General features: G+C 69.1%; 15 protein-coding genes. 13 read left to right on the forward strand and 2 right to left on the reverse strand.

Going from position 1 to position 24,861, the window contains the following annotated elements; all coding sequences use genetic code 11:
- Positions 1-34: 34 nt before the first annotated feature.
- Positions 35-739 carry a hypothetical protein gene (locus G6O54_RS37935; protein ID WP_250846923.1) on the reverse strand — a complete coding sequence of 235 codons (705 nt, stop codon included), beginning with the start codon at positions 737-739 and terminating at the stop codon, positions 35-37.
- Positions 740-1,125: 386 nt separating this feature from the next.
- Between G6O54_RS37935 and G6O54_RS16110 the strand changes: the two genes are divergently transcribed.
- The 12 genes from G6O54_RS16110 to G6O54_RS16165 all read left to right on the forward strand — a co-directional run bounded on the left by G6O54_RS16110 (position 1,126) and on the right by G6O54_RS16165 (position 19,151).
- Positions 1,126-1,737: an ECF-type sigma factor gene (locus G6O54_RS16110; protein ID WP_165226675.1), complete on the forward strand. Its 612-nt coding sequence runs from the start codon at positions 1,126-1,128 to the stop codon at positions 1,735-1,737.
- On the forward strand, positions 1,734-4,622 hold the full coding sequence (locus G6O54_RS16115; RefSeq protein WP_165226676.1) for a serine/threonine-protein kinase: 2,889 nt from the start codon (positions 1,734-1,736) through the stop codon (positions 4,620-4,622). Before G6O54_RS16110 ends, G6O54_RS16115 begins: the two co-directional genes overlap by 4 nt.
- Before the next feature lie 164 nt (positions 4,623-4,786).
- Entirely contained in the window at positions 4,787-5,611 is an 825-nt protein-coding gene (locus G6O54_RS16120; RefSeq protein ID WP_165226677.1) for a hypothetical protein, read from the forward strand.
- A gap of 72 nt (positions 5,612-5,683) precedes the next feature.
- Positions 5,684-6,490, forward strand: coding sequence for an SAM-dependent methyltransferase (locus tag G6O54_RS16125; RefSeq protein WP_165226678.1), 807 nt, complete (start codon positions 5,684-5,686; stop codon positions 6,488-6,490).
- A 65-nt stretch (positions 6,491-6,555) separates the two neighbouring features.
- A complete protein-coding gene (locus G6O54_RS16130; protein ID WP_165226679.1) occupies positions 6,556-7,992 on the forward strand; it encodes a hypothetical protein in 1,437 nt (478 codons plus the stop codon).
- Positions 7,989-9,854: a hypothetical protein gene (locus G6O54_RS16135; protein ID WP_165226680.1), complete on the forward strand. Its 1,866-nt coding sequence runs from the start codon at positions 7,989-7,991 to the stop codon at positions 9,852-9,854. The genes G6O54_RS16130 and G6O54_RS16135 overlap by 4 nt, the downstream gene beginning before the upstream one ends.
- Positions 9,855-10,062: 208 nt before the next feature.
- The gene (locus tag G6O54_RS16140; protein ID WP_165226681.1) at positions 10,063-11,061 is read left to right on the forward strand and encodes a DUF3500 domain-containing protein; all 999 of its coding nucleotides are present in this window, start codon (positions 10,063-10,065) and stop codon (positions 11,059-11,061) included.
- Positions 11,058-12,353, forward strand: a complete 1,296-nt coding sequence (locus tag G6O54_RS16145; protein ID WP_250846924.1) for a glycosyltransferase — start codon at positions 11,058-11,060, stop codon at positions 12,351-12,353. Before G6O54_RS16140 ends, G6O54_RS16145 begins: the two co-directional genes overlap by 4 nt.
- Positions 12,354-12,647: 294 nt before the next feature.
- Positions 12,648-15,548 carry a serine/threonine-protein kinase gene (locus G6O54_RS16150; RefSeq protein ID WP_165226682.1) on the forward strand — a complete coding sequence of 967 codons (2,901 nt, stop codon included), beginning with the start codon at positions 12,648-12,650 and terminating at the stop codon, positions 15,546-15,548.
- 86 nt (positions 15,549-15,634) lie between these two features.
- On the forward strand, positions 15,635-16,213 hold the full coding sequence (locus tag G6O54_RS16155; RefSeq protein WP_165226683.1) for a hypothetical protein: 579 nt from the start codon (positions 15,635-15,637) through the stop codon (positions 16,211-16,213).
- A gap of 106 nt (positions 16,214-16,319) precedes the next feature.
- Positions 16,320-17,168 carry an SAM-dependent methyltransferase gene (locus tag G6O54_RS16160; protein WP_165226684.1) on the forward strand — a complete coding sequence of 283 codons (849 nt, stop codon included), beginning with the start codon at positions 16,320-16,322 and terminating at the stop codon, positions 17,166-17,168.
- Between the two features lie 87 nt (positions 17,169-17,255).
- The gene (locus tag G6O54_RS16165) at positions 17,256-19,151 is read left to right on the forward strand and encodes a hypothetical protein (RefSeq protein WP_165226685.1); all 1,896 of its coding nucleotides are present in this window, start codon (positions 17,256-17,258) and stop codon (positions 19,149-19,151) included.
- A 27-nt stretch (positions 19,152-19,178) separates the two neighbouring features.
- Here the strand turns inward: G6O54_RS16165 and G6O54_RS16170 are convergent, their stop codons facing one another.
- Positions 19,179-22,337, reverse strand: coding sequence for a LamG-like jellyroll fold domain-containing protein (locus G6O54_RS16170; RefSeq protein ID WP_165226686.1), 3,159 nt, complete (start codon positions 22,335-22,337; stop codon positions 19,179-19,181).
- A 291-nt stretch (positions 22,338-22,628) separates the two neighbouring features.
- Here G6O54_RS16170 and G6O54_RS16175 point away from each other — a divergent pair, with 291 nt between their 5' ends.
- Positions 22,629-24,839, forward strand: coding sequence for a hypothetical protein (locus G6O54_RS16175; RefSeq protein ID WP_165226687.1), 2,211 nt, complete (start codon positions 22,629-22,631; stop codon positions 24,837-24,839).
- The last annotated feature ends 22 nt before the right edge of the window (positions 24,840-24,861 follow it).

Raw genomic sequence — 24,861 nt, forward strand, 5'->3', positions numbered from 1 at the left:
GAGCCCCGGCGGTGGTGATGGCGAGGGGAATTGATCAACGGACGCGGATGGTACCGTCGGAGACGGAGGACTGGACGTAGTCCTTGAGATCGACCTTGAGTTGCTTCACCATCGCGAGGCCGGAGCCCGGCGTGCCCGGGTCGTAGATCGACTCGTCGTCCTGCCAGGTGGGGAAGAGCTGATCGTGGCCGTAGGGGAGCTTGTGGCTGATCGCCGACAGCGCGGCGTCGAACTGCGTCGCGTTGTGCGTCTTCGCGTACGTCCCCGCCGCACGATCGATCGACTTGAGCACAGAGTTATAAGTCGATCCGGTCAGGACAGGCACGGCCGCGGGAGTGGCCGTCCCCGCGGAGGAAGCCATCGAGATACCCGCCCACGAGCCCTTGATCCGGACCGAACCGTCCTCGACCGCCGACTGGATGTAGTCCTTGACGTCCAGCTTGAGCTGCTTCACCATCGCGAGGCCGGAGCCCGGCGTGCCCGGGTCGTAGATCGACTCGTCGTCCTGCCAGGTGGGGAAGAGCTGATCGTGGCCGTAGGGGAGCTTGTGGCTGATCGCCGACAGCGCGGCGTCGAACTGCGTCGCGTTGTGCGTCTTCGCGTACGTCCCCGCCGCACGATCGATCGACTTGAGCACGGAATTGAGCGTGGCCGGCGTGACGACCGGGATGGCCGACATCAGGGCCTTTCCCTCGAGGGATTCAAGGCCCGCCTGGAACCTGCGACGTGGCTTGATCATGGGAGCGTCCTCTTTCGGGGTGGTCTCTTGGACGATGCGACAGTCCAGCGGGTTTTCGGGGCACCAGGACACCCGTCCCGCCTCTCGATCACTCCGGAAACCACCCATCGCGCGTGCAGGACATTTCCGGGATTTTTGGGAAAAGGCCGGGAGACCTTCCGTCGCTTCTGCGAAATCAACGGGTCCTGGCGCCGCGTTCGTGCGGGTTTGTCAGGGACAACAGCGCTCTGTTAAGATGCCTTGCGCGAGCTCCATGAGGTGCGGCCCACCGCATGGATTCCGTCCACCTGGCTACCGGGGTGAGGGCTTGCCGACGTTCCCCGAGGGGGATCGCAACGGCTGACGCATCTGGCCGGCGACTCCAGCGGCGTGGGGAGGACTGAGCGATGACACACGAGGCAGCGGAAGGATGCGCCGGGGGCGAGGAGGACGGCTCGATCACGCTCTGGATCGAGGCTCTCAAGCGGGGCGAGCCCGACGCGGCCCAGTTGCTCTGGGAGCGTTACTTCGAAAGGCTGGTCCGCATGGCGGCCACCCGCCTCCAGGGCGTCTCCGGATCGTCGGCCGTGGACGGCGAGGAGACCGCGGCCCTGAGCGCAATCGACAGCGTCTGCAGGGGCGCGGCGATGGGCCGATTCCCTCGCCTCTCGGATCGCGAGGACCTCTGGCAAGTCCTGGTGATGGTCACGGCGCGGAAGGTCTGCGACCAGATCGAGCGGCGACGGGCGAAGCGGCGGGGAGGGGGCCGGGTATCCTCGCCCGCCCTGCTGGAGACCGCGGAGGCACGCGAGCCTTCGCCGGAGTTCGCGGCGATGTGCGCCGACGAGTGCAGTCGGTTGCTCGGCATGCTCAAGGACGATACCTATCGCAACGTGGCCGTCTGGAAGATGGAGGGCTACACGCGAGAGGAGATCGGCAAGCGGCTGAATTGCTCGACGCGAACGGTGGCGGACCGCCTGGAGGTGATCCGCAAGACCTGGGAGGGCGAATGCCCGTGAGAACCACCCGGGGGGATACCGCAAGCTCGTTGGCTTGCGGGGAGCTCGAGCGACTGATCAGCATTTGCGACCGATTCGACCGGGCCTTGCGGACGGGAGAGCGGCCAGCGATCGAGGAGTTTCTCGCGTCCGACCGCGATTCCGACGAACTGCTCGAGCGGCTCATCCTGCTGGAACTCGACTTCCTGATGGATGCGGGATACTCGCCGTCCCCGGACGAGTACCGGGCCCGGTTCACCGACCGTGACGGCGCGATCGAGGCCGCGTTCGGGACCTGGCACACCAGCTCGGTCGGGGTTCGCTCGTCGGCCAGGCCCGAGGGGACGCTCGCCCAGGAGGCCCCGACGCACGGGCTCCGTGTCGAGCCGCTCGCGAACCGCACGCGAGCCGGCCTCGACGACTCGACGGCCGCCTCCGGCTCCACCCTACGAAACCTCTCGGGGGCCGCCGGACCGGGGATCACGCGGGGAGGGCGCGCCAAGGGCGGAGCCCCGCCGAGCCTCGAGCCATCGAGCGTCCCCCGGTACGAGCTGATCGAGAAGCACGCCCAGGGGGGTGTCGGCGAAGTCTGGCTGGCGAGGGACCATGTCCTGGACCGCGAGGTGGCCCTCAAGCAACTCCACCCGGAAAAGGCTGCCGATCCGTCTCTCCGCGCCAGGTTCCTCCGCGAGGCCTGGGTCACCGGGCAGCTCCAACATCCCGGCATCGTGCCGATCTTTGACCTGGCCCGCAACGATCAGGACGGCCGCACTTACTACACGATGCGGTTCATCGCCGGTCGTACGCTCGCCGATTCCGCCCGCTCCCAGCACGCGAGCCGGGCACGGGGCGAGGCGGGCGAACTCGGCCTGAGGGAGCTCCTGGGGGCGTTCGTCCAGGCCTGTCAGGTGATGGCGTATGCCCACAGCCGAGGAGTCGTCCATCGCGACCTCAAGGGGCGAAATGTCGTACTTGGGGACTTCGGCGAGGTCATGGTCCTGGACTGGGGCATGGCCAAGGTCCTGGGGAGCAAGGAGCCGGGGGCGGCCCCGGCCAAGGGATCACCGTCGCTCGACGCGGCAGCCGGGAGATGGACGGAGGAGCTCACCATCCAGGGTGAGGTGCTGGGGACGCCCAGCTACATGCCCCCGGAACAGGCGATGGGATTTCTGGAACGCGTGAACGTTCGGAGCGACGTCTACGGTCTGGGGGCGATCCTCTACGAGATCCTCGCCGGCGAGCCGCCATTCCGCGGGACCAGCTCGGAGGTGCTGTGGAGGGTCGTCCACGAGCAGCCGACGCCCCCCCGGCGGCGGGGCGTCGCCGTCCCTCCCGCCCTCGAGGCAATCTGCCTGAAGTGCCTGGCCAAGGCTCCGGAGGCCCGCTACACGACCGCCGGGGAGGTCGCCGAGGAGGTCCGCCGCTTCCTCGCCGACGAGCCGGTCTCGGCCCATCGCGAGAGATGGTCGGGCCGGGCGAGGCGATGGATCGGCCGTCATCAGACCCTCGCCGCTGTCCTCGTCTCCGGCCTCCTGATCACGACGGTCTGCTTGGCGATTTCCGCCGCGTTGCTCATGGTTGCGGGCAACCGCGAGGCTCGCGCCCGACGCCGCTCCGAGACCAATCTCCGGCTCGCGATGAACGCAATCGACCGGCTCTACAGCCGCGTCGGCGAGGATCCGGTCCTGAGGTCCCGCGGCCTGGAGAAACACCGGCAGGAGCTCCTCACCGAGGCGAGATCCCTTTTCGAGCAACTGTTGCCCGAGGACGGCGCCGGGCCGGTGGCGCTCGCCCAGAGCGCGCGGAGCGACCTCCGGCTGGCCGCGATGACCCACGAGGTTGGCAACTTCCCCGCGGCCATCCTCATCGCCTCGCGCGCTCGCTCCACCTTTGAAGGCCTGATGCGGCTCGAACCGTCGAACCGAGACCACCGCGCCGGCGCCGCCCGGGCGTTCGACCTGCTCGGCGGCCACTATCAGAGCAACCATCAGCCCACGGAGGCGAGGGAGGCGCTGGCCCGCGCCAACGCCCTGTGGGGGTCGCTGATCCACGACGATCCCACGTCCCAGGAGTTCCGATCCGGCCACATCATCAGCCGGAACAAGCTCGGCCGCCTCCTCTGCCTGGCCATCCACGACCCGCCGGCAGAGCGGGCCCTCCTGTCCCCCACCCTGGATGACGCCCAACGGCTCGCCCACGAGGCCCCGGACTCCGCCGAGGTCCTCGACCAGCTCGCTGAATCGCACCTCTTGCTTGGCTGTTCCTGGGCGACGGAGGACATCGAGAAGGCTCGGCCTCATTTCGAGGCATCCCTGGCAATCCGCGAGCAGCTTGCCGCCAAGCATCCCGATCACTTCGATTTCCGATCCGAACTCCTGGATAGCTGCGTGCTCATCGCCGCTCGATACTCGAACGCGCGGGCCGCCGACGAGGTCGCCTCGCTCTTCAAGCGGGTACGGAAGATCTCCGAGCACCTCGTCTCCGAACATCCAGACGTACCCACGCTGGCCGAGAATCGTTGCCTCATTGAGATCCTGCACGCGATCCACCTTGTGCAGTCCGGCGAGCACTCGCGAGCCGTCAGCTCCGTGGAGCTGGCCCTGGCGCGCGCGCCCCACTCCGGCATCACCATGCTCTATGCGGCGTGCTGCCTCTCGACGGCGTCCGAGTCGGCCCGCCTTGACCCTGCCTCGACGCCGGAGGTCAGGGAGGAACTCACGCGACGATACCAGCTCCGCGCCATGGAGTTCCTCCGCGAGGCCTACAAGGTGGGATTGTTCGTCCAGCCTCACCAGCTCGCCGGCCTCAAGTCGGCCGACCCGGACCTGGCCCCGCTCCGCGGGCGCGACGATTTCCAACGTCTCGTCGCCGAGATCGAGGCTGGAACCAGCCTTGCACCGCATTGAGAATGCCTGCCCGCGGCCCTCATCACATCGCGATTGCGACGATAACCGCTTGCATTCTTGATCCACCACTGAGATAGTACAGCACCCTTCGGCTGACCCTTCGATTTCTCGAATCCTCGACTCGCATTTCAAGTCGCTTGTCAATTCGGAAGGAGTTGGTGACCGTGGCAGATCCCCGGAAGTTCCTCCTCACGCTCGCCACCGACCCTGAGATGCTGGCAAGGTATAGCGAGGATCGCGTCACCGCGATGAAGGAGTTCGGACTGGATCCGGACCAGATCCAACGGATCCTCGCCGGCGACATCGGGACATTCGTCGCGAGCCCATCACATGAGGCCCAGGGACATAAGGCGCCGCAGGACGTCGCCAAGGAATCGGGATCGACTGTCAATCCGCCACTGCACCCCATCATCTACCACGCCGGCTGGGGCCCGCCGCCGCACGGCATCCCCGTCACCTATCATTACATGGGCGGCTCGCCCGCCAGCATCCCCATCGCCGACCCCGCCGGCTGGGGCTTGCCCCCGCGCGGCATCCCCGTCACCTATCATTACATGGGCGGCTCGCCCGCCAGCATCCCCATCGCCGACCCCGCCGGCTGGGGCCTGCCGCCGAGCGGCATCCCCGTCACCTATCATTACATGGGCGGCTCGCCCGCCAGCATCCCCATCGCCGACCCCGCCGGCTGGGGCCTGCCGCCGGGCGGCATCCCCGTCACCTATCATCACAGCAGCATTCCACCCTTACCCATTTCCACGGGCCCCATTCCTCCGCCCGGGAATCACCCGGTCACCTATTACAGAGGACCCTGCGGACAATCGGCCACGGCACCGGTGGCCATCGTCATCTATGTCATCGCGGCCCCCGCGGCCTGTGTGCCCGGCTCGGGTGTCCCCGCCACCTACCTCCATCCGGCGCCGACGGCGGAGGACTCGTGCGCCTCGCCAGCCCCATCTTCACCGCCCCCGAAGACAACGCCGTCCCACTGAGAGCATTGGTGCCTTCGCGCTCGGTTGGCGTCGGCCACCATGCTCCATCTTTCGACGTCGAGGGACAATCTGATGGTCGAGTCCGCCGATCGAGGACGTGGATCGCTCATCGCCGTGGGAACGGGTATCCGCATCGCCGGGCAGTTGACGACCGAGGCCATCGCCTGGATGCGTCGGGCCGATCGGGTGCTCTACGTGGTGGGCGACCCCATCGCCGAGGTCGCGATCCGAGAGTTGAACCCGCAGGGCGCCGAATCCCTCCTGCCGATGTATGGCGAGGGCATGCCTCGCCAGCAAAGCTACCGAGCCATGGTCGGCCGGATGCTCGACTGCGTCCGGTCCGGCATGGTCACCTGCACCGTGACCTACGGCCATCCCGGCATCTTCGCCACCCCGACCCATGAGGCCGTGCGTCAGGCCCGCGCAGAGGGATACCCGGCAAGGATCCTGCCCGCGATCTCCGCCGAGGACTGCCTGTTTGCCGACCTCTGCGTCGACCCGGCAGCCAACGGCTGCCAGACGTACGAGGCAGCCGACTTCCTGCTCCACGGCCGGGTGATCGACAACTCGGCGTCAGTCGTGCTCTGGCAGATCGGCGTCGGTGGCGATCCCCTCTACCGGAGGGGGGGATACGACCTGTCGCTCCTGCCGTCGCTGGTCGAGCGGCTGCGACTCTTCTATCCGCCCGACCACATCGGCTACGTCTACGAGGCGGCGACGCTCCCCGCCACATCCTCGTATGTGTGCCCGTGCCCACTGTCCGAACTCTGCCGGACCAGGCTGACCTCCGCGTCGACCCTGTACATCCCGCCCTGGCGGGTATCCAGCGTCGACCCCGCCGTCCAGGCCCGGATCGCGGCGATGCACTCGGCTACCTGATCCGGCCCCTCCGCGGATGTCCTCGCCGGAAGCGCACACTCGTCATCAAGACTCGAGGAGGTCACATGAAGCGAGCCATTCTCTCGTGTCTGGTGGGTGCCCTCATGGCGGCGGCCGGCGGGTCCGCACATGGTGCCGATCCTCCCTCGCTGCCTTTCACCGTGACCCTCCGCGAGGTGACCTTCGCGGCGGTGCCCGGCTTGCAGTCCTTCGCGGTGGCGAGGGCCGCGGACGGCCGCTGGCTCTGCATCGGCGGCCGGCAAGCCGGCCTGCACGGCCGGTCGTCGTCCCCCCCACTGACGGACAACTTCAACAAGCTCAACGATCGGGCCTGGGTCATCGACGCCGCGGGCCGTCATGTCGCCTCACGCCGACTGGTCGAGCTTGGGCTGACGGCAAGCGTCGCGGACTCCCTGGCCGTCGTCCACCCCGAGTTCGTGCAGGACGGCGACCGGCTCTACCTCGTCGGCGGCTATGGACTGCCGACCGGCGGCCAGACCATGAGAACCTACGGATCCCTCACGGTCGTGGACGTGCCGCAGGTCATGACCGCAATCGTCGATGGCACGGCGGCGGGGGACCATATCCGCCAATCGCCCCCCAACCCCAACCTGCGCGTCACCGGGGGGTCGCTCGGCCTGATCGGCGGGACCTTCTACCTCGCCTTCGGCCAGCAGATCAACTTCAACTACTCCGAGGCGGTCAATGGGCTCTACACGTTCCAGGTCCGACCGTTCCGGATCACCGACACCGGCGCCGTCGTCTCGGTGACCATGGACGCAGCCGTCGGCGACGACTCGGCGAACCCCGGATTCCGCCGCCGCGACCTGAACGTCCTCGCCGCGATCCGCCCGGATGGCGGACGCCGCCTGACCGCGTACGGCGGAGTCTTCCAGCCCCGCGACCGGACCGCCTGGACGCGGCCGATCGACATCGACCCGCCCGCCTCGGGGAGCGGCCCGCCCTCGGTCATCGAGACCGCCGGGGCGTTTCAGCAGAGGTTCTGTCAGTACAACTGTGCGACCCTTGCCATCCACTCGGCGGCGTCCAAGTCGATGTACGCCGTCTTCTTCGGCGGGATCTCCCAGGCGATCTACACGGAGGGCGGCGGCTTCCAGAACGACGAGGGGCTCCCCTTTGTCGATCTCGTCTCGTGCATCTCCCGGGCCGCCAACGGATCCGCCGCCGAATTCCTCGTCGGCAAGGGGGACGGGGCTGCCACGACGGCCCCGCTTCGCCTGCCCGCCTTGCTGGGGGCCGGCGCGCGGTTCATCCCGGCGCCTCCCAGCGTCGGCGTCCTCGAGTTGGATGCGCTCCGGGGCGATATCCTGGCCGGACACATCTATGGTGGGATCGTCTCGGACAAGCCCCACGGCGGGACCACAGACGCGAGCAACCGGATCTTCGAAGTCCACGTGGCTCCCGTCGCCTCGGCGGCCATCGCCGTGCCGGCGGCCCCGCCCCTACCGATCAAGTCGACACCCCAGGGGGTCCTGCAATGAGCGTGCTCGGCTATCCTCGCCTCCATTTCAAGGGGGCGTGCCTGATCGACCCGGCGACGGGCAACAATGACGACGTCCAGAACAACATCGACGCCGTCAACGTGAAGCTCCTCCCTCCCCTCTCCCAGATGGACCACGACCACGGGCGGGCCTGGATGACAGAGGGAGTCCAGGCAACGAACCCGCTGGATAACCAAGTTCACTGGTACATTAAAAGCGGCTGGAACTACTTCGGCGGCCTGACAATCGAATTCAAGGATGCCGCCATCACCGCCGCGACGGGCCTCAACGGCCGAACCACGACCGACGATCCCCTGGTCGGCGCCCGGGTGCGGATCCTCGGCTCGTCCGGCACGCCCTCGGCTCGGATCTGCGATTTGGACCCGACGGGCTCCGCGCTCTGCCAGATCTTCGCGGGCGAGATCTCCGTCGGCGGCGGGGACCTCCAACTCCGGGGCTTGCAGGACGTCCGCGCCTATTCCCGCTGGGTCCTCTACAGGAATGCAGGCGTCTATCAGGGCGAGCACGGTTTTGTCGGCTGCGGGGCGACCTGGCAGCTCTCGATCGACCGCAACAATCTGGAATTTCGCGGGGGTAACCGCTCGCCCCTCCTCGCGGAGTTGGCCGCTGCAGTCGAGTCCTCAAGGGGCGTCACGCTCCAGTTCAGCGTCTTCTTCCCCGAGCCAAGCATCACGGACGAGGACCTCATCGCCCAGTATCAGAAGAACAAGTTCCCGAACAACCCCGCCCTTAGCCTGATGGTCGGGACCATCGGCGTCTGGGAGGATGGCGAGCTCGCGACCGCGCCGGGCGGGCGGCTCCTCTTAAGGTCCACCGACAACGGCCTCGGCCCGGCGATCGCGCACGTCCATGCGGATCGACACGTCGTCTCCCTCAATCTGATCTCCTGCTTTCCCGAGAAGGACTTTTCTCGACCTCCCACAAAGGCCGATTACGGCGAGGTAAGACTGGCCCTTGTCCCGTCGTCCGGGGGAGACCCGGTGCCGATCAGTACGCCGATCCCCTACGACTACCCGACCTACGAGGCAACCGGCGGCATCGTTGACCTCCCCTACGACCCGGCCGTCGCCAGCCCAGATGACCTGAATCGTGGGACTCTCGTCCTCCTGGACGACGGGAACACCTCGGGCCGTCTCGCCATCTTGATGGGCGAGGCCAGCAACGGAGTCACCGTCGACACGGACGACCGCGGCATCTACCTCGATGTCGGCGACCGGGCCGACGTCAGCATCCTTGTGCGGAAGCGCGGCGGTCTCCCCGACGACGACGTCACGGTCTGGATCTGGGAGTACCAGTACGTCGTTGACCCGGACGGTTTCCAGAAGCTCGCCAGCGCTTCCCTCAAGCTCGTCGGGCTCGAGCCCCATCTGACGAACCGACTCGAGTTTCCCGCGACCATCGTATTCCCCCGGGGGAGGACCACGCCTCTACCCATCCCGATCAAGGCCATCCGGCCCGGCCCGCTGGCCCTCGCGTTCACCCTCGACGGCAAGGCCCTGGAGGATGGATATCCCTGGGACATCGCCGCCTACGCCGGCGTGAGGGTCATGCCCGACGACGACTTCTCCTCGGTCCCGAAGGATGTTCGGACGAGCTGGTCATTCCAGTACGACACCATATGGAAATTCTATGATCTCTTATTTCCAATCATGTCCAACTTCATACAACTTCATCGACAGGACGAGATGGAGGCCGCCGCCCCCAACCTGGTGGACCAGTCCGACCCGAAGCGATGGTCGACGACGGGATACATGCCTCCCACGCGTGATCTCTCGACGGGCAAGCGGGCACTCCTCGTCGAGTGGGCGAACGAGTTGGCCAAGGGTGCCAGGCATCTCTGAGCCTCCACGTCTCACGATCCCGGATCGACCGTCGACCCGCCCTCCTCCCTGATCCGACCTCATCCATCGGTCCGACCGCAACCAGCGGGCTCGGGCAAGGGCGTGGCGGAGGGCGCCGTCCGCTGGTACGATCGGTCCGCCCGGATGCCCGGGGCGGCCTCGCCCCGCCCCACCTCCAAGACCCCACCTTGATGGAGCCGACCCTCCCATGACGCTCGCCACGCCACTCCTGATGCTCATCGCGACGGCTTTCGGCCAGGCACCGGCGGCCGATCCCGCCACCGACCTCGGGGCCAGCATGGCCGAGGCCGCCAGGCGGTTCGTCGATTCGCTCGACGACGCCCAGAGGGCCCACGCGACCTTCGCGTTCGGCAGCCCGGAGCGGGTGAACTGGCACTGGATCCCCCGCCCTCGCAAGGGCATTCCGATCAAGGATCTCAGGCCCGAACAGCGGGCGCTGGCCTTCGGCCTGCTCGACACCGGGCTCTCGACCCGGGGCAACCTCAAGGCCACCACGATCATGAGCCTGGAGGAGATCCTCCGCGTCGACGAGAAGGGGACCGGCCCGGTCCGCGACCCGGAGCTCTACTTCGTCAGCGTCTTCGGCACCCCCGGAGATCCCTCCGGTTGGGGCTGGCGCGTCGAGGGCCATCACCTGGCGCTCAATTACACCCTGAAGGGGGGCCGGGTGGTCTCGGCCACGCCGTTCATGTTCGGCTCCAACCCCGCGATCGTCCGCTCCGGGCCGCACAAGGGCCTGCGCAACCTCGCGGAGATCGAGGCACCCGTAGATGCGCTGCTCGCCTCCCTGACGGACGACCAGAAGAAGGCCGCCATCGTCCGCGGCGTCGCCCCGGACGTGACGACCACGCCGAACTCCGCGAAGCTGGCGTCGGCCGCCGCGGAGGGGATCGGCTGCGAGAAGCTCTCGGCCGAGCAGCGCGAGATCGTCGCCAAAATCGTCCGCGCCTACGCGGCCAACTTCCCGCCCCCCATCGAGGCCCAGATCCTGCGGCAGCTCGCCGACAGCGAGGCCGGGCTCCACTTCGCCTGGTACGGGCCGGCCGACCGTTCGAAGAACCACGCCTTCCGCATCCAGGGCCCGGCGCTCTTCATCGACTTCAACGACACGCAAAATGACGTGAACCACATCCATACCTTCTATCGAGGTGTGGAGGACGATTTCGGCCTCCGGGCGACCCCGTGAGCCCACCCCGTCGGATCGTCCTGATGGCCGTCGGATCGCTCGGCGACCTCCATCCCTACATCGCGATCGCGCTAGGATTGAAAGGACGCGGGCACGACGCCGTCGTGGCGACCAGCCCCTGCTACCGGGCGAAGGTCGAGGCCCTGGGCCTCGGCTTCCGGCCGGTCCGGCCCGACTGCGACCGGGTGGACGACCCGTCGTTCATGGCGCGGTACATGGACCCGCGCCGGGGGACGGTCCGCGTGCTCCGCGAGCTCTTCCTGCCTGCGCTCCGCGACTCGTACGAGGACGCGACCGCGGCGGCCAGCGGGGCGGACCTGCTCGTATCGCACACGATCTTCTACGCGACCCGATTGGTGGCCGCGAAGACGGGAATCCCGTGGGTTTCCACGGCCATCACACCCAGTGCGCTCTACTCGATCCACGACCCGCCGATGTTCCCCGGCAGGCCGGGGGTCTCTCGACTGCTCCGGCCCCTCGGTCCTGCGTTCTGGAGGGGGGCTTGGAACTTCGCGAGCCTCGCGACGCGGCACTGGGCCGGGCCGATTCGCCAGCTCGAGGCGGAGCTCGGGCTACCCGCGGTGAAGGGGCACCCGCTCGTCGATGCCCACTCCCCCGAGCTCGCGCTGGCCCTCTTCTCGCCGGTCCTTGCACCGAAGCCGCCCGACTGGCCGCCGCAGGTGAAGGTCACCGGATTCCCGTTCTTCGACCTCAGGGATGGCGATGAGCCGGGCCTGCCGGGTGAGCTGGCCCGCTTCCTGGACGATGGCCCGCCGCCGATCGTCTTCACGCTCGGCATGTCGTCGGCGAACGTCGCCGGCCGGTTCTTCGAGGACAGCCTTGCCGCGGCCGAATCGCTCGGCATGCGCGCCGTGCTGGTGGGCAAGCGGCACTCGGTCGTCGAGCCGGCCGACCCCGCCAGGGCAATCTGGTGCGAATACGCGCCGTACTCTCAGCTCTTCCCGAAGGCCGCGATCATCGTCCACGGCGGGGGCATCGGGACGACCGGGCTCTCGATGCGGGCCGGTCGGCCAATGCTCGTCGTCCCCTTCTCTCACGACCAGCCGGACAATGCCGATCGCCTGCGACGTCTCGGAATCGCTCGAGTCCTCCCGGGACCTCGCTATAGCGCTCCACGCGTCGCGGCCGCCCTCCGCCTACTCCGCGACGATCCGTCATGCGCCCGGCGGGCCGCGGAGGTCGGCGAGCGCGTCTCGGGCGAGGACGGCGTGTCCGCGGCCTGCGACGCGCTCGAGGGCCGGCTCCGTCCCGGGATCCCCGGCGACCACTGAGCACGAGTCTCACCTTCGAGCCGACAGCGGCCCGAGGCCCCCGATCCGTCCCCTCGGCTCGAATGCGGAATTGTCACCACGAACCTGCGCTTGATAGGATTGGTTGAAGTTCACGTCCGAGTGGCGAGGCCGGCGGCCCTCTCTCGGCTCGCCCCTGGAACACTCAAAGACGGCCGTCGAGGAATCGCAGGAGCAGGTCCCGGAATCCAAGGGTGGCTGGCGGCGGAACGGCCCGATTCGCGGTGGAGCGGTCCGGGCCGGGAAAGACCGAAGAGCCCGGGAGAGGGAGGCCACATGGGCAGCGACGAGGTGCAGGCGGGCGATTCCCCGCCATCCACCGAGCTCGAGCAGCTCATGAATCTGTGCGACCGCGTCGAGCGGGCCTGGAACGCCGACGAGTCGCTGCGGATCGAGGATATCGTCTCCCGAGACGCTCGCCCGGACGCGCTGCTGGCGCAGCTCCTCCTGCTGGAGAAAAAGCGTCACGCTCGGGCCGGCGACACCGAGATCGACGACGAGTCCCCGGGCCGCTTCGGGGGACTCTCTTCCCCCCCAGACGATGCCGGCTCGGGGGGATCGGCCCGAACCCGGAGGGCCCACGAGGGATCGACGCCCGACGCGCGGTTGGGCCTCGACGATCCGACCGAGGCCGGGCCCGAGCCCGGGCTGTGGCCGCGCCGAGACTCCCTTGGTTCCACTCTTGATGCTGGAGAAATCGGCGATGACGAGACCCACTTCACCGCGGGCCCGAGGCCCGGAACGGGCGGCGGCGGGGGCGGGGGAAGCAACTCCGGTCGGGAGAGGCGAGGCCGATATACCCTCGTCCGGAAGCACGCGATCGGCGGCTTCGGCGAGGTCTGGCTGGCGAGGGACCACGCGCTGGCTCGTTATGTCGCACTGAAGCGACTCCAGCCGGCCCGGGCGGAGGAGCGAGCCGTCCGCGCCCGGTTCCTCCGCGAGGCCTGGATCACCGGCCAGCTCCAGCACCCGGGGATCGTACCGGTCTTCGATCTGGCGATCGACCCGGCGGACGGGCGAGCCTACTACACGATGCGATTCCTCGGCGGACGCACCCTGACGGGCTCCGCTTCCGAGCATCATCGGCAGCGGGAGGCCGGGCGGGCGGGGCGGGCCGAGCTGCGGGAGCTGCTGCAGGCCTTCGTCACCGCCTGCCAGGTGATGGCCTACGCGCACAGCCGGGGAGTCATCCATCGCGACCTGAAGGGCAGCAACATCATCGTCGGCGATTTCGGCGAGGTCATGGTCCTGGACTGGGGCACGGCCAAGGTGCTCCGCGGCGAGCGGGCGCCGGCGGCCGCGGAGGCCGAGGCCGTCGAGGCGCCGGCGACCGCGGGCGGCCCGCCGATGGAGGACATTCCGAGCGACGCCACGGGCGATGGCTCGGTCATCGGCACCCCGAGCTACATGGCGCCGGAGCAAGCCCAGGGCCGCATCGACCTCGTGGACGAGCGGAGCGACGTCTACGGCCTGGGGGCGATCCTCCACGAGATCCTCACCGGCGAGCCCCCGTTCCGGGGGCCCGCGGCGCAGGTGCTCCGCCAGGTGGCGAACGAGTCACCGCCGTCCCCGCGCCAGCGCCGCGGCGACGTCCCCCGAGCCCTGGACGCGATCTGCCTGAAGTGCCTCTCGCGTGACCGGGCGGCCCGCTATGCCTCCGCCGGCGAGCTCGCGGCGGAGATCCGCCGTTTCCTCTCCGACGAGCCGGTCGACGCCTACCCGGAACCCTGGCCGGCGCGGCTGCGGCGATGGGCCGGCCGGCATCGCACGCTCGCCTCCGTCGCGATCGCGACGCTGCTGGTGGCGACCGCCTGCCTGTCGATCGCGACGGCGCTGCTGAAGGTCGCCGGCGACCGGGCCGAGGCGAACCTCGGCCTGGCGATGCACGCCATCAACCGGTTCTTCAACAGGGTCGGGGACGCCCCGCAGCTCAAGGCCCACGGACTGGAGAGGTATCGACAGGAGCTCCTCACGGAGGCGAGGAGCTTCTACGAACAGCTCCCCTCCGATGCCGGCGCAGGCCCGGCCGTGCTGGCCGAGCGAGGCTGGAGCGACCTCCAACTGGCGAAGCTCACCGACGAGCTCGGCGACTTCCCGGAGGCCATCCGGCTCGCGGCCCGCGCCAGGACGACCTTCGAGCACCTCGCGGAGATCCAGCCGGGCGAGGCTCGCCACCGGGCCGGGATCGCCCTGGCCCTGGACTCGCTGGGGGACCACCTGCACAAGGTCCTGCGGCCCGACGAGTCGCGGGCCGTCCTCGAGCAGGCGGGTGCCCGCTGGGAAGAGCTCGTCCGCGAGCATCCCCGATCGCTCGAGTTCCGCCGCGGCCGGGTGGCCAGCATGAACAAGCTGGGCCGGCTGCTCTGCCTGGCGGTCCACGACCCGCCCGCCGAGCGGGCCGTGCTGGCCGCCTGCCTCGACGCCTGCGCGTCCCTGCTCCGCGACGCCCCCGGATCGCCCGAGGTCCTCGACCAGCAGGCGGAAGCCAACCTGCTGCTCGGCTACTCGTGGGCGGCGACCGACCTCGCCCGGGCCGAGCCGTACTTCGCCGCGACCCTCGCCATCCGCGAGAAGCTCGCCGCGGAGCGGACCGATCGGCCCGAGGTGCTCTCAAGCCTGGTGGATAGCTGCGTCCTGATCGCCACGACCTACTCCAACGCGAGAGCCCCCGGGCTGGTCGTCCCCGACCTCTACCGGCAGGTCCGAGAGATCGGCATGCGGCTGGTGTCCGACCACCCGGACGTCCCCCTCCTCGCGGAGAACCTCTGCCTCATCGAGATCATCGACTCGCACCGCCTGGCTCGCGCCGGCGAACCCCAGGCGGCCGTCGAGGCCACCGAGAAGGCCCTCTCCCGCGCGCCCCGGTCCGGCCTCGCCTCGCTCTATGCCGCCTGCTGCTTCGCCATCGCCTCCGAGTTCGTTCGCAGCTCCGCCGGGATGTCCGCTGAGGAGCGGGATCGATCTGCGGAGCGATATCAGTCCCGGGCCGTCGAACTGCTGGCGTCGGCCCACCGGGCCGGGTTGTTCCTCCAGCCCCACAAGCTCAACGGGCTCCGGTCCGACGACCCCGACCTCGCCCCGCTCCGCGGACGGGACGACTTCAACCGGCTGCTCGCCGAGATCGAGGCCACCCATCCTCCCGGCCGATCCATCGGCACCGACGGCTCGCGAGAGTAGGGTCCAGACCATCCCTCGACACTTCCACCTCACGACGACGATGCCCAGGTCGACACCACCCGTCCCCCCGAACCGAGGAGACGCGCATGAGCTCGAAAATCCTCAACTTCCTGGTCTCGCTGGCCAACGACCCGGACCTGATGTCCGAGTTCGTCCGTGCACCCGACCGGACGATGGTGCGCTGCGGGCTCGATGCGAACGAGGTCGCGCTCATGCGAAGCAGAGACGCCCGGGCGATCGCGGCGGCCGCGTCCATATCCATACCCGAGCCGGTTCCTGCCCCACGCCACGAAGCCCCGACGCCCTCCCCCCCGGCCGCCCACTCGGAGCCGAGCCAGGCGCCGGTCTCGACGCCCCAAGTCCCCGGCACCATGATCGTCTATGGGCCGGTCTACTTCTTCATGAATCCGCCCGCGGCCGCGGCCGCTCCCGCCGTCGAGCCGCCCTCTCCCGGGGTCGTCGGCAAGCCGGCCGCCTCGGGCGTCGCCCTGATCTCGCCCCCGCCGATGACGACCTTCACCCACATGATACCGATCCCTCACCGGCCGTGGACTCCGACGGCCCTCCGGGTGACCCCGTTCAGCCCGATCGAGTGCGAGGGTGAGGCGAGTCGCGAGGAACCAGCCCAGCCCCCGAAGTCTCGCATCGACGAGGCACCCGGCTGATCGCAGGCCCCGAGCCAGGCCGAGTCGGACGGGCTCGGCCTCGGCGAGCGACCTGGGCTGCAACATCGGCCGCAACCCACGACGAGACCCAGCGAGGACCAGGATCATGACAGCGAGCCCGGGCCAGGGCGGAGGAGCCCTCGTCGTGGTCGGCACCGGCATCCGCGTCGTCGGGCAGTTGACGTCCGAGGCCATGGCCTGGATGCGACGCGCCGACCGGCTGCTCTACGTGGTCAACAACGTCGTGGCGGATGCGGCCATCCGGAGCCTGAACCCGGCCGCGGAGTCGCTCCTCGACCACTACGTCGAAGGCTCGCCCCGGATCGACTCCTATCGGGCGATGACCCATCGGATCCTCGATTCCGTCCGCTCCGGGGCGATGACCTGCGCCGTCGCCTACGGCCACCCGGGCGTCTTCGCCTTCCCGATGCACGAGGCGATCCGCCTCGCCCGCGAGGAAGGCTATCCGGCGGTCATGCTCCCGGCGGTATCCGCCGAGGACTGCCTGTTCGCGGATCTGGGCATCGATCCGGCCTGGCACGGCTGCCAGTCCTATGACGCCACCGACTTCCTGCTCCATCGTCGAGTCATCGACTCGACGGCCGCCGTGATCCTCTGGCAGGTCGGCGCCGTGGGCGACCCGAACTATCACGCCGGCAGCTACGACCGCTCGCTCCTGCCGTTCCTCTCGGAGCGGCTCACGCAGTCTTACCCGGACGACCACCTGGGCTATATCTACGAAGCGGCCCTCTATCCCGGGGTCGATCCCTACATCAGCCCGGTGCCCGTGTCGATGCTCCACCAGGCTCGACTCTCTTCGGCCTCCACGCTGTTCATCCCGGCCGCCCGCGCCCCGCAGGTCGACCCGGTCGTCCGAGAGCGGATCGACGCCCTTCATGCCGGCGGCACTCGCCAGTCGACCCGAGCGGCCTCGGCGGCCGCCGAGACCGAGTGACCCCGTCTTCACCGCGACGCGATGCGACGCGGGGGCCCCGGGACCTATCGGTCTTCCTTCCACGCGTGACCATCGGAGACCTTCCCCATGAGCGTGCTCGGCTATCCGCGTCTCCACTTCCAGGGCAACTGCGCGATCAATGCGGCGACCGGAAACAACGATGACGTGCGGATCAGCATCGATCCGGTCCACGTCGCGCTCGAGCCGTTCATCGCCGCCATGAGCGACCGGGCCGCCATGCGATGGATGATGGAGGGCGTCCGGGCGATCCAGCCCGAGTGCCAGGAGGTCCGCTGGTATCTGAAGAGCGGCTGGAACTACTTCGGGAACTTGAATTTCAAGTTCGTGGAGACGCGGATCAATACGGTCGTCGGATGGGACGGCGTGGCGTCGGCGGCCGACCCGATCGTCGGTCAGGAGGTCGCGATCCTGGGCTCGCCCTTCAAGGACGGGAAGATCCGGGCCACGGCGCACGTCTGCGACGTGGACCCGACGGGCTCGTGGCTGACGCAGCTCTTTCTCGGGCATCTGTCCGTAGGCGGCGACCACCTGGGGATATCCGCAACTCACGACGCCCGGGCCTTTGCACGCTGGGTTGGCTGGCGGAACGCGGTGAGATACCCCGGCGAGCAGAACTTCGGCGGCGGCGGCGCGACCTGGCAATTCGCCCTCCCTCGCGAGTGCCTCGACTTCCGGGGTTCGCACCGCTCGCCGGCGCTGGACGCGCTGCACCGTGCCGCCGTCCACGCGAGGGGGATTGTCGTCCAGTTCTCCCTCCTGTTCCCACAGCCTGTCATCTCGGACGTCGAGCTGATCGCCCTCTTCCAGGCCGGCGACTACGTCTCCAACCCGGTTCGGTGTCTGGTCGTCGGGACGATCGGCGTCTGGAATGAGGACGAGCTTGCGACCGCGCCGGACGGGCGGCTCCTGCTGCCGCCGATCAAGTACACCGGGCCGGCAACCGCCCGCGTCCAGCCGGATCGCCCCGTCGTCTCCCTGAACCTCGCCTGCACCTTCTTCGAGGACGGCTACGAGTATCCGCCGAAGAAGGCGGACTACGGGCCGGTCTGGCTCGGCTACATCCCCGAGGGCGGGGGCGACCCGATCCGGATCAGCGAGCCGATCGATTACCGATATCCCGCCTACAAGGCGACGGCCGGGATCCTCGACGTCACCTACGACCCCCGGGTCGTCACCCGCGAGCAGCTCGACCGCGGCTCGCTCGTGCTCCTCTCCCTCATCGGGGCGCCCGGGGATCAGCCCGTCCCCCTGCTGGTGGAGGTGCCCGAGGGCCTGGTCGTGGACACCGACGACCGGGGACTCTACCTCGACGTGGACGATCGGGACCACGTCCACATCCTGGTCCGCCAGCGGGGTGGCCCGCCGGATCACGACGTGCCCATCTGGATCTGGGAATATCAGAATTACCTGGTGCCGGCCGGCCCCCTGGAGCGAGCCGGCGGCATCCCGAAGCTCGTCGACCAGGGCTCGGGCCTCGATCCTCGCGTCTCATTCCCGGCGGTCGTCAACTTCCCCAAGGGCCGGACCGACCCGCTCCCGGTGCCGATCAAGGCACTCCGCCCCGGCGCGGTGGCCCTGGCCCTGACGCTCGACGGACGGCCGCTGCCGGCCGGCTATCCCTGGGACACCGCGGCCTACGCCGGCGCCAGGGTGATGCCCGACGACGACTTCAGCAAGGTCCCGCCGCACCGGAGGACGAGCTGGAAGTTCATGTACAAGCACGTCTGGCGCTACTACCGGATCGTCTTCCCGGCGATGTCCCGGATCATCCCCATGGACTCCCGCAAGGACATGGAGGCGGCCGCTCGCGAGATCGTGGCGCGGACCGACCCGAAGGCCTGGCACTCGACCCACTACATGCCCCCCTCTCGCGACCTCTCTCGCGGCAAACGAAAGCTGATCATGGAGTGGGCCGATCACGTCGACCCGCAGGGCGAAGAGGAACAGGCGGAGGAGGAATGACGCCGCCGCAGGGCCGCGGACGGGCCCTCACCGGGCGGGCCTCGCCCCGATCCGCCAGTCGGGCATGGTCACCGGGGTCGGGACCACCGGCCAGCTCGCGCGTGAGGCGTCGCGATAGAGCCCGATCTCGTCGACCGGGATCGGACGGAAGCCGGTGGACCGGGAGAGGGTCGCGGACGGCTTCAGCCGGTAGTCGCCGCGGCCCGCGTCGACGAAGCCGGGATCGGCCTCGCCAAGCTCGACATTCTCCAGCCGGTCCAGGTGATCCAGGTTCTCGACCGCAAGCGGCCCGCAGCGGTAGGTCACGTTCCGCCAGGCGTGGTTCATGCCCGGGGGCCTGAGCATGGTGGCGACCTCGGGATAGCGCTTCAGGTAGAGCGGGGTCATGAAGATGCCGTCCGGACGGCGCCCCTCCTCGAGCATCTTCCAGACGAAGTTGCTGCCGTACCAGCCGCCGCTGATCCCCTGCTTGCAATCCACGAACAGGTTATTGTCGATGACATTATCTCGACCGCTGTTCATCTGCACGCCGCCGAAGTGCCCGCTGGCGCTCCGGACGAAGACGTTGCCGTAGACCAGGACCCCGCTGATCGCGTCGTCGAGGCGGATGCCCGCCTGGCCGTGGACGCTCGCCCCCGCGACCGACTTGCCGCAGTCGACGAACCGGTTGTGACGGAAGACGATGCCCCGATAAGAAGGGTTGCCGAAGAGCTCCATCGCGCCCTGGTCGTCCGACTCCCGGACCGCGGCGTAGACGTCGTTGTACTCCATGACGTGGTCGTTCCCCTCGATCCGCATGACGCTGCTCGGGGCGTCGAACATCAGGTTGTGCGCAGCCCGATGGCCCACGCCCTCGAGCTGGATCGCCGGCGTGTACGTGCGGTCGATCCGGCCGAAGTCGTGGATCGCGCAGTTCTCGACGAGATGCCGCCCGGGCGTCAGCGTCGCTCGATCGCCGCCGATGATCTCGGTGGCGCGGCGACCGATGACGGCGATGTCGCAGCCGATCAGCGAGTCGGCCTCGCCGCCGTCCACGACGATCCCGTTGCCCGCCATCCGCCGGACGGAGCAGCCCGCCAGGATGCAGCGGCGGCACGACACCAGCCGCAGGCCGTCGGCCCGGGAAAGGTCGAACGCCAGCCCCTCCAGCCGAACGTCCGAGACGCGATCCATCGCGACCATCGGCGCGGAGAGCATCCCGATCTCGACGGTCGACCGCGCGACATCGCCGCCGGGCGGGTAGAGGTAGAGCCAGCCCGCCTTGCGGTCGAGATACCATTCGCCGGGTGCGTCGATCTCCTCGAGCAGATTGAACGCGTAGTACTGGATGCCCTGTTCAGTGTTCATCCCCTCGCCGCCGTAGTCGTACGCCTCATCGCAGGCGATCGTGCGGGCGGCGGTGTCGATCCGCGAGGCCCGGATCGTGGCGTCGGCCCAGAGGTAATGGAAATAGCCGAAGAGCCAGGGCTCCTCCGCGTGCGTCCACCGCGCGGGCCGGTCGTCGATGTATTCGAAGATCGATGGCTTGCCTTCCTTCCGCGAGCCCGGCTGGACGAGCTTGCGGATGCCGACGAAGCCGGCGTTCGGCCACCGGGCCAGGGTCATCGGCCGACCATCCACGAAGACCTCGAGCGTTGGCGGCGACGGCGGCTGGGCTAAGCCCCGGACCGTGAGCTTGCCCAGGTCCGTGATCCCCTGGGCCTTCAGGTCGCAGCGGACGACCTTGCCACGCGCGGCCTCCGGCAGCCGAGAGAGGATCGAGGCATCGGTCACCGGCTCCCATCCGATGAGGCGCCGGCCTCCGTAGAAGACCGCCTTGCCCGGCATCTCGGCGCGATAGACGGTGGGGCCTTCGGTCGTCCCCGAGTCCTCCGAAGTCAGGTTCAGCGTGCCGGAGGCCGCATATTCTCCGGGCGAGATCCGCACGACGATGGCCCCGCGAACGCCCCTGGCACGGAGGCCGCGAACCAGGTCGCGGGCACGGGCCAGGCTCGCCACGGGCATCGACTTCGAGCCGTTGGCGGACTCGTCCCCCGAAGGCGAGACGAAGACTTCGGCCGCGAATCGATCGACGGGGGGCAGGGGGGTCCGCGTCGCCGCCGGATCGCGCGCGGGGAGCCCCTTCGCAGACCGTTCGAGCTCGCGGACGCGCTCGCGGGCTTCCGTGCGGTGGGCCTCCGGATACGCGGCCGTCGCGGCGATCGTCGTGTACTCCTTCGCGGCCTCGACGGGCCTGCCCTCGGCGGCCCAGCTTTGGGCAGCTCGCAGGTGGGCGTAACTCCGGATCGAGGCCGGCAGGTCACCGGCCGCGGCCAGCGCCGAGCAGGTCTTCCGCACGGCCCCGAGATCACCCTTCGCCCACGCTCGAGACGCGGCGGCCAGCGCATCGAGGGCCATCTCGCGGTGCTCGGCGGCGATCTCGGCGGGCGACCGGACCACGCCGAAGGTCCGCTCCAGTTTGCCGAACTCGGCACGGACCTCGGCCCGCGTGAGGGCGCGGCGGTCGACGCGGACCTCGTCCATCAGGCCCCAGTAGTTGTGCCAGCCGCTCCCGAGCGTCAGCTCGCCACCCTTCGAGAAATCGCCGTCGAAGCCGGATGGTAGAGGGTGGTCAGACACGGCGCCGCCGTTGACGTACATCGCGATCCGACGGGTATCGCGATCGTACGCGACCGCGACGTGCGCCCACCGCCCGGCCGCCAGCAGGCCGGGAGGGCTGCCGCCGCCCGCGGAGACGATCTGGCCCTGCGCGTTGCGGTAGCAAGAATAGGTATTGAGCTCACCACTCGCCATGATGTCGATGCCGATGTAGGCGTCGGGATAGGGTCCGAAGGAGAAGATTCGCCGCTGATTCTGCGTGTCGTCGATCGAGAGCTTGGTCGGCCTGAGCCAGGCGCTGAAGGTCCAGGAGCCCTTGCCGAAACGAAGGGCCGGCGGGACTTCGATCCGGGCGACGGTCGCGGGCAGCCCGTCGAACGAGAGGGCTCGGCCCGATGGCGAGGCGGACCAACCGCCGCCGATCGTCGCGTCCAGGCGATGCTTCGAACGATCGGCCGCGACCGTGCCCTTGCCCTCGTTGCACGGGAGGTGCAGCAGGAGGCCATCGTCCGCGGCAAGCGGCGCGGCGGAGATTGTTAGTGAGAAGAGAATTGGCAGCAGGGTCGAGAGGGATCGCTTGGGGAACATCGTCCTCACCTCCGGGCGGGCTGATGAAGGCAGGCGGGGCAGGGGGCGGGATCGTGGATCGGGCGTGTCGCACGTTGAGGCCGCCATCCGTCGGGATCCGGGCCCGTCTCGATCCTACGCCACCCGGCAGCCGAGGTGGAGAGACGACCGGTTCGCGGCGGCGCACCGGACCGGCCGCTTACAGGCGCCCTTCGGGGTCTGGTATAAGTGCAGTTGTTGCCCAACGGGATCGCCGACGATGGCTGATCCTCCCGCCTCGACGTGCAATCTCTTCGCGAAGGAGGGAGCACCATGAACGAACGGATCGGCTCGAGCCGACGTGGATTCCTCTCCGGAATCGGCGCGGCGGCCATGTCCCCCGCGATCGGCCTTGCCGGGGGAGAGATAGGATCTCGACCGCTGGCCGAGGACCTTGCGGCCGAGATCGACTTCCGCCACGCACCGGCGGATCGGCAGACGGCCTTCTGCTTCCCGGATGACGTCCACAAGAGCCTGGTCGGCGAGCTCGGGGAGCTGCGGCTGGGTCATCCAGGGGCGGGCAAGGGGGGCATCCGTGACTTCGCGCAGGTCGCCCGGTTCTCGACGCTCGGCATGGAGCCCGACGTCGTGGTCGAGCAGCGAATCGAGGCCCCGGGGATCCCGATCGTTCACACCGTCCTGGATCGTCCCCAGGCTCGCATGGAGATCACGACCTTCGCCACTCGCGAGCCGGGCGAGGGCCGGGTGGACAATGTCCTGATCGAGATCCGGCCCACGAGGCGCGGCTCGGTGGAGGCGATCCCGACCGTGACGCTCCGGACCGCGGGCGCGATCCAGGGACGTGCGACGGCCGGGGAGTGCGTCGTCTCGACGGCCGATCACCCCGGCAGAGTCCTGTTGGTGGCCGATGCTCCGGGCTCCCTTCAGGGGGACTTGCTCCAGCTCCGCCACGGGACCGCGACCACATCGGCGCCGATCCGCCACATCCTGCGATTCCCGTGCGAGGGGCAGGATGCCCAGGCCCTCCTCGCGGGCCTCCGCGATCCGGGACGCCTGCTCGAGGCCGCTCGCCGCACCTGGCGAAAGTGGGAGCCGTTCGCCGGCGAGGTCGGCTGGCGATTGCCGACCCGGTACGACGAGTTCCTCGTCGCGTGCGCGCGGAACATCCTCCAGGCTCGCGAGAGTCGAGGCGGACGGCTGACGTTCCAGGTCGGGCCGACGGTCTATCGGGGTCTCTGGGTCGTCGACGGCCACTTCCTCCTCGAGGCGGCGCGCTACCTCGGCCACGACCGCGAGGCCCAGCAGGGACTGGAGTCCACCTGGTCTCGCCAGGAGGCCGACGGCGGCATCTTCGCCGGGGGGGGCCGCGACCACTGGAAGGACACGGGCATCGCCCTGTTCAGCCTGGTCCGTCAAGCGGAGCTGGCGCAGGAATTCGGCTACTTCCGCGAGATGCAGCCGAACGTCCTCCGCGCGGTCGGGTTCCTGAAGACGCTTCGCGACCGCGCGGCCTCCGGGACCAGCATCAACGGCAGGTACGGGCTCCTGCCGCCGGGCATGGGGGACGGCGGCCTCGGCGGCATCCGCAACGAGTTCACCAATACGCTCTGGGGCCTCGCCGGCCTGAAGGCCACGCTGGGCGCGGCGGCGTCCCAGGGGCTATCCGGATTCGACGAGGCCCGTTCGTTCTTCGAGGAATTGCAGGCCGCATTCCTGGCCGCCGCGAGGAAGGAGATGATCCACCATCCCGGCGGCTTCTCCTTCCTGCCGATGGTCGCGAAGGACGACCCCGCCTGGAAGGAGACCGACGCGTGGCATCGCCCACGGCCGCAGTCCGGGCAATGGGCCTTGTCGCACGCCATCTTCCCCGGCCTCCTCTTCGACCCGAACGACCCGATCGTCCAGGGCCACATCCGGCTGATGCAGGAGGTCACCCGGGAAGACGTCCCCATCGAGACGGGCTGGCTGCCCCACGGCGGACTCTGGACGTACAACGCCGCGTTCGTGGCCGAGGCTTACCTCTGGGCGGGCCTGGCGGACCGGGCAAGGAGTACATTCCACGGGTTCCTGAACCACGCCACGCCGACATGGTGCTGGCGCGAGGAACAGCCCCTGACCGGCTCGCTGGTCGCCGGTTACGTCGGCGACATGCCTCACAACTGGGCGAGCGCGGAGTGCGTCCGCTACTTGCGGCACATGCTGGCCCTGGAGGACGGAGCCACGCTCCGCTTGCTCGCGGGAATCGGCGAGCCGGAGCTCGCACTTGGCGCGACCCTGGAGGTCCGGCGTTCGCCGACGCGGTTCGGCCGCGTGGACGTGATCGTCGAGCCGGACGGGCCCCGCGAGGGATGCCGCATCCGCTTCCGACGCGACGCCGGACCAGACCCAGACCGGGTGGTCCTGCCGAGGAAAATCGGCCGCCTGCGGTTCGCATCCTCGCGCGGGGCCGTCCTCCGCGAGGACGGCGATCGGGTGCTCGTCGAGCCCAGGGCGAGGGAGTGGGAGGCGACGTGGAAAGGCTGAAGCACCCCGGCCGAAGCCGCAA

Origin of the sequence: Aquisphaera insulae (genome assembly GCF_011064615.1) — a bacterium.
GTDB classification, from domain to species: domain Bacteria; phylum Planctomycetota; class Planctomycetia; order Isosphaerales; family Isosphaeraceae; genus Aquisphaera; species Aquisphaera insulae.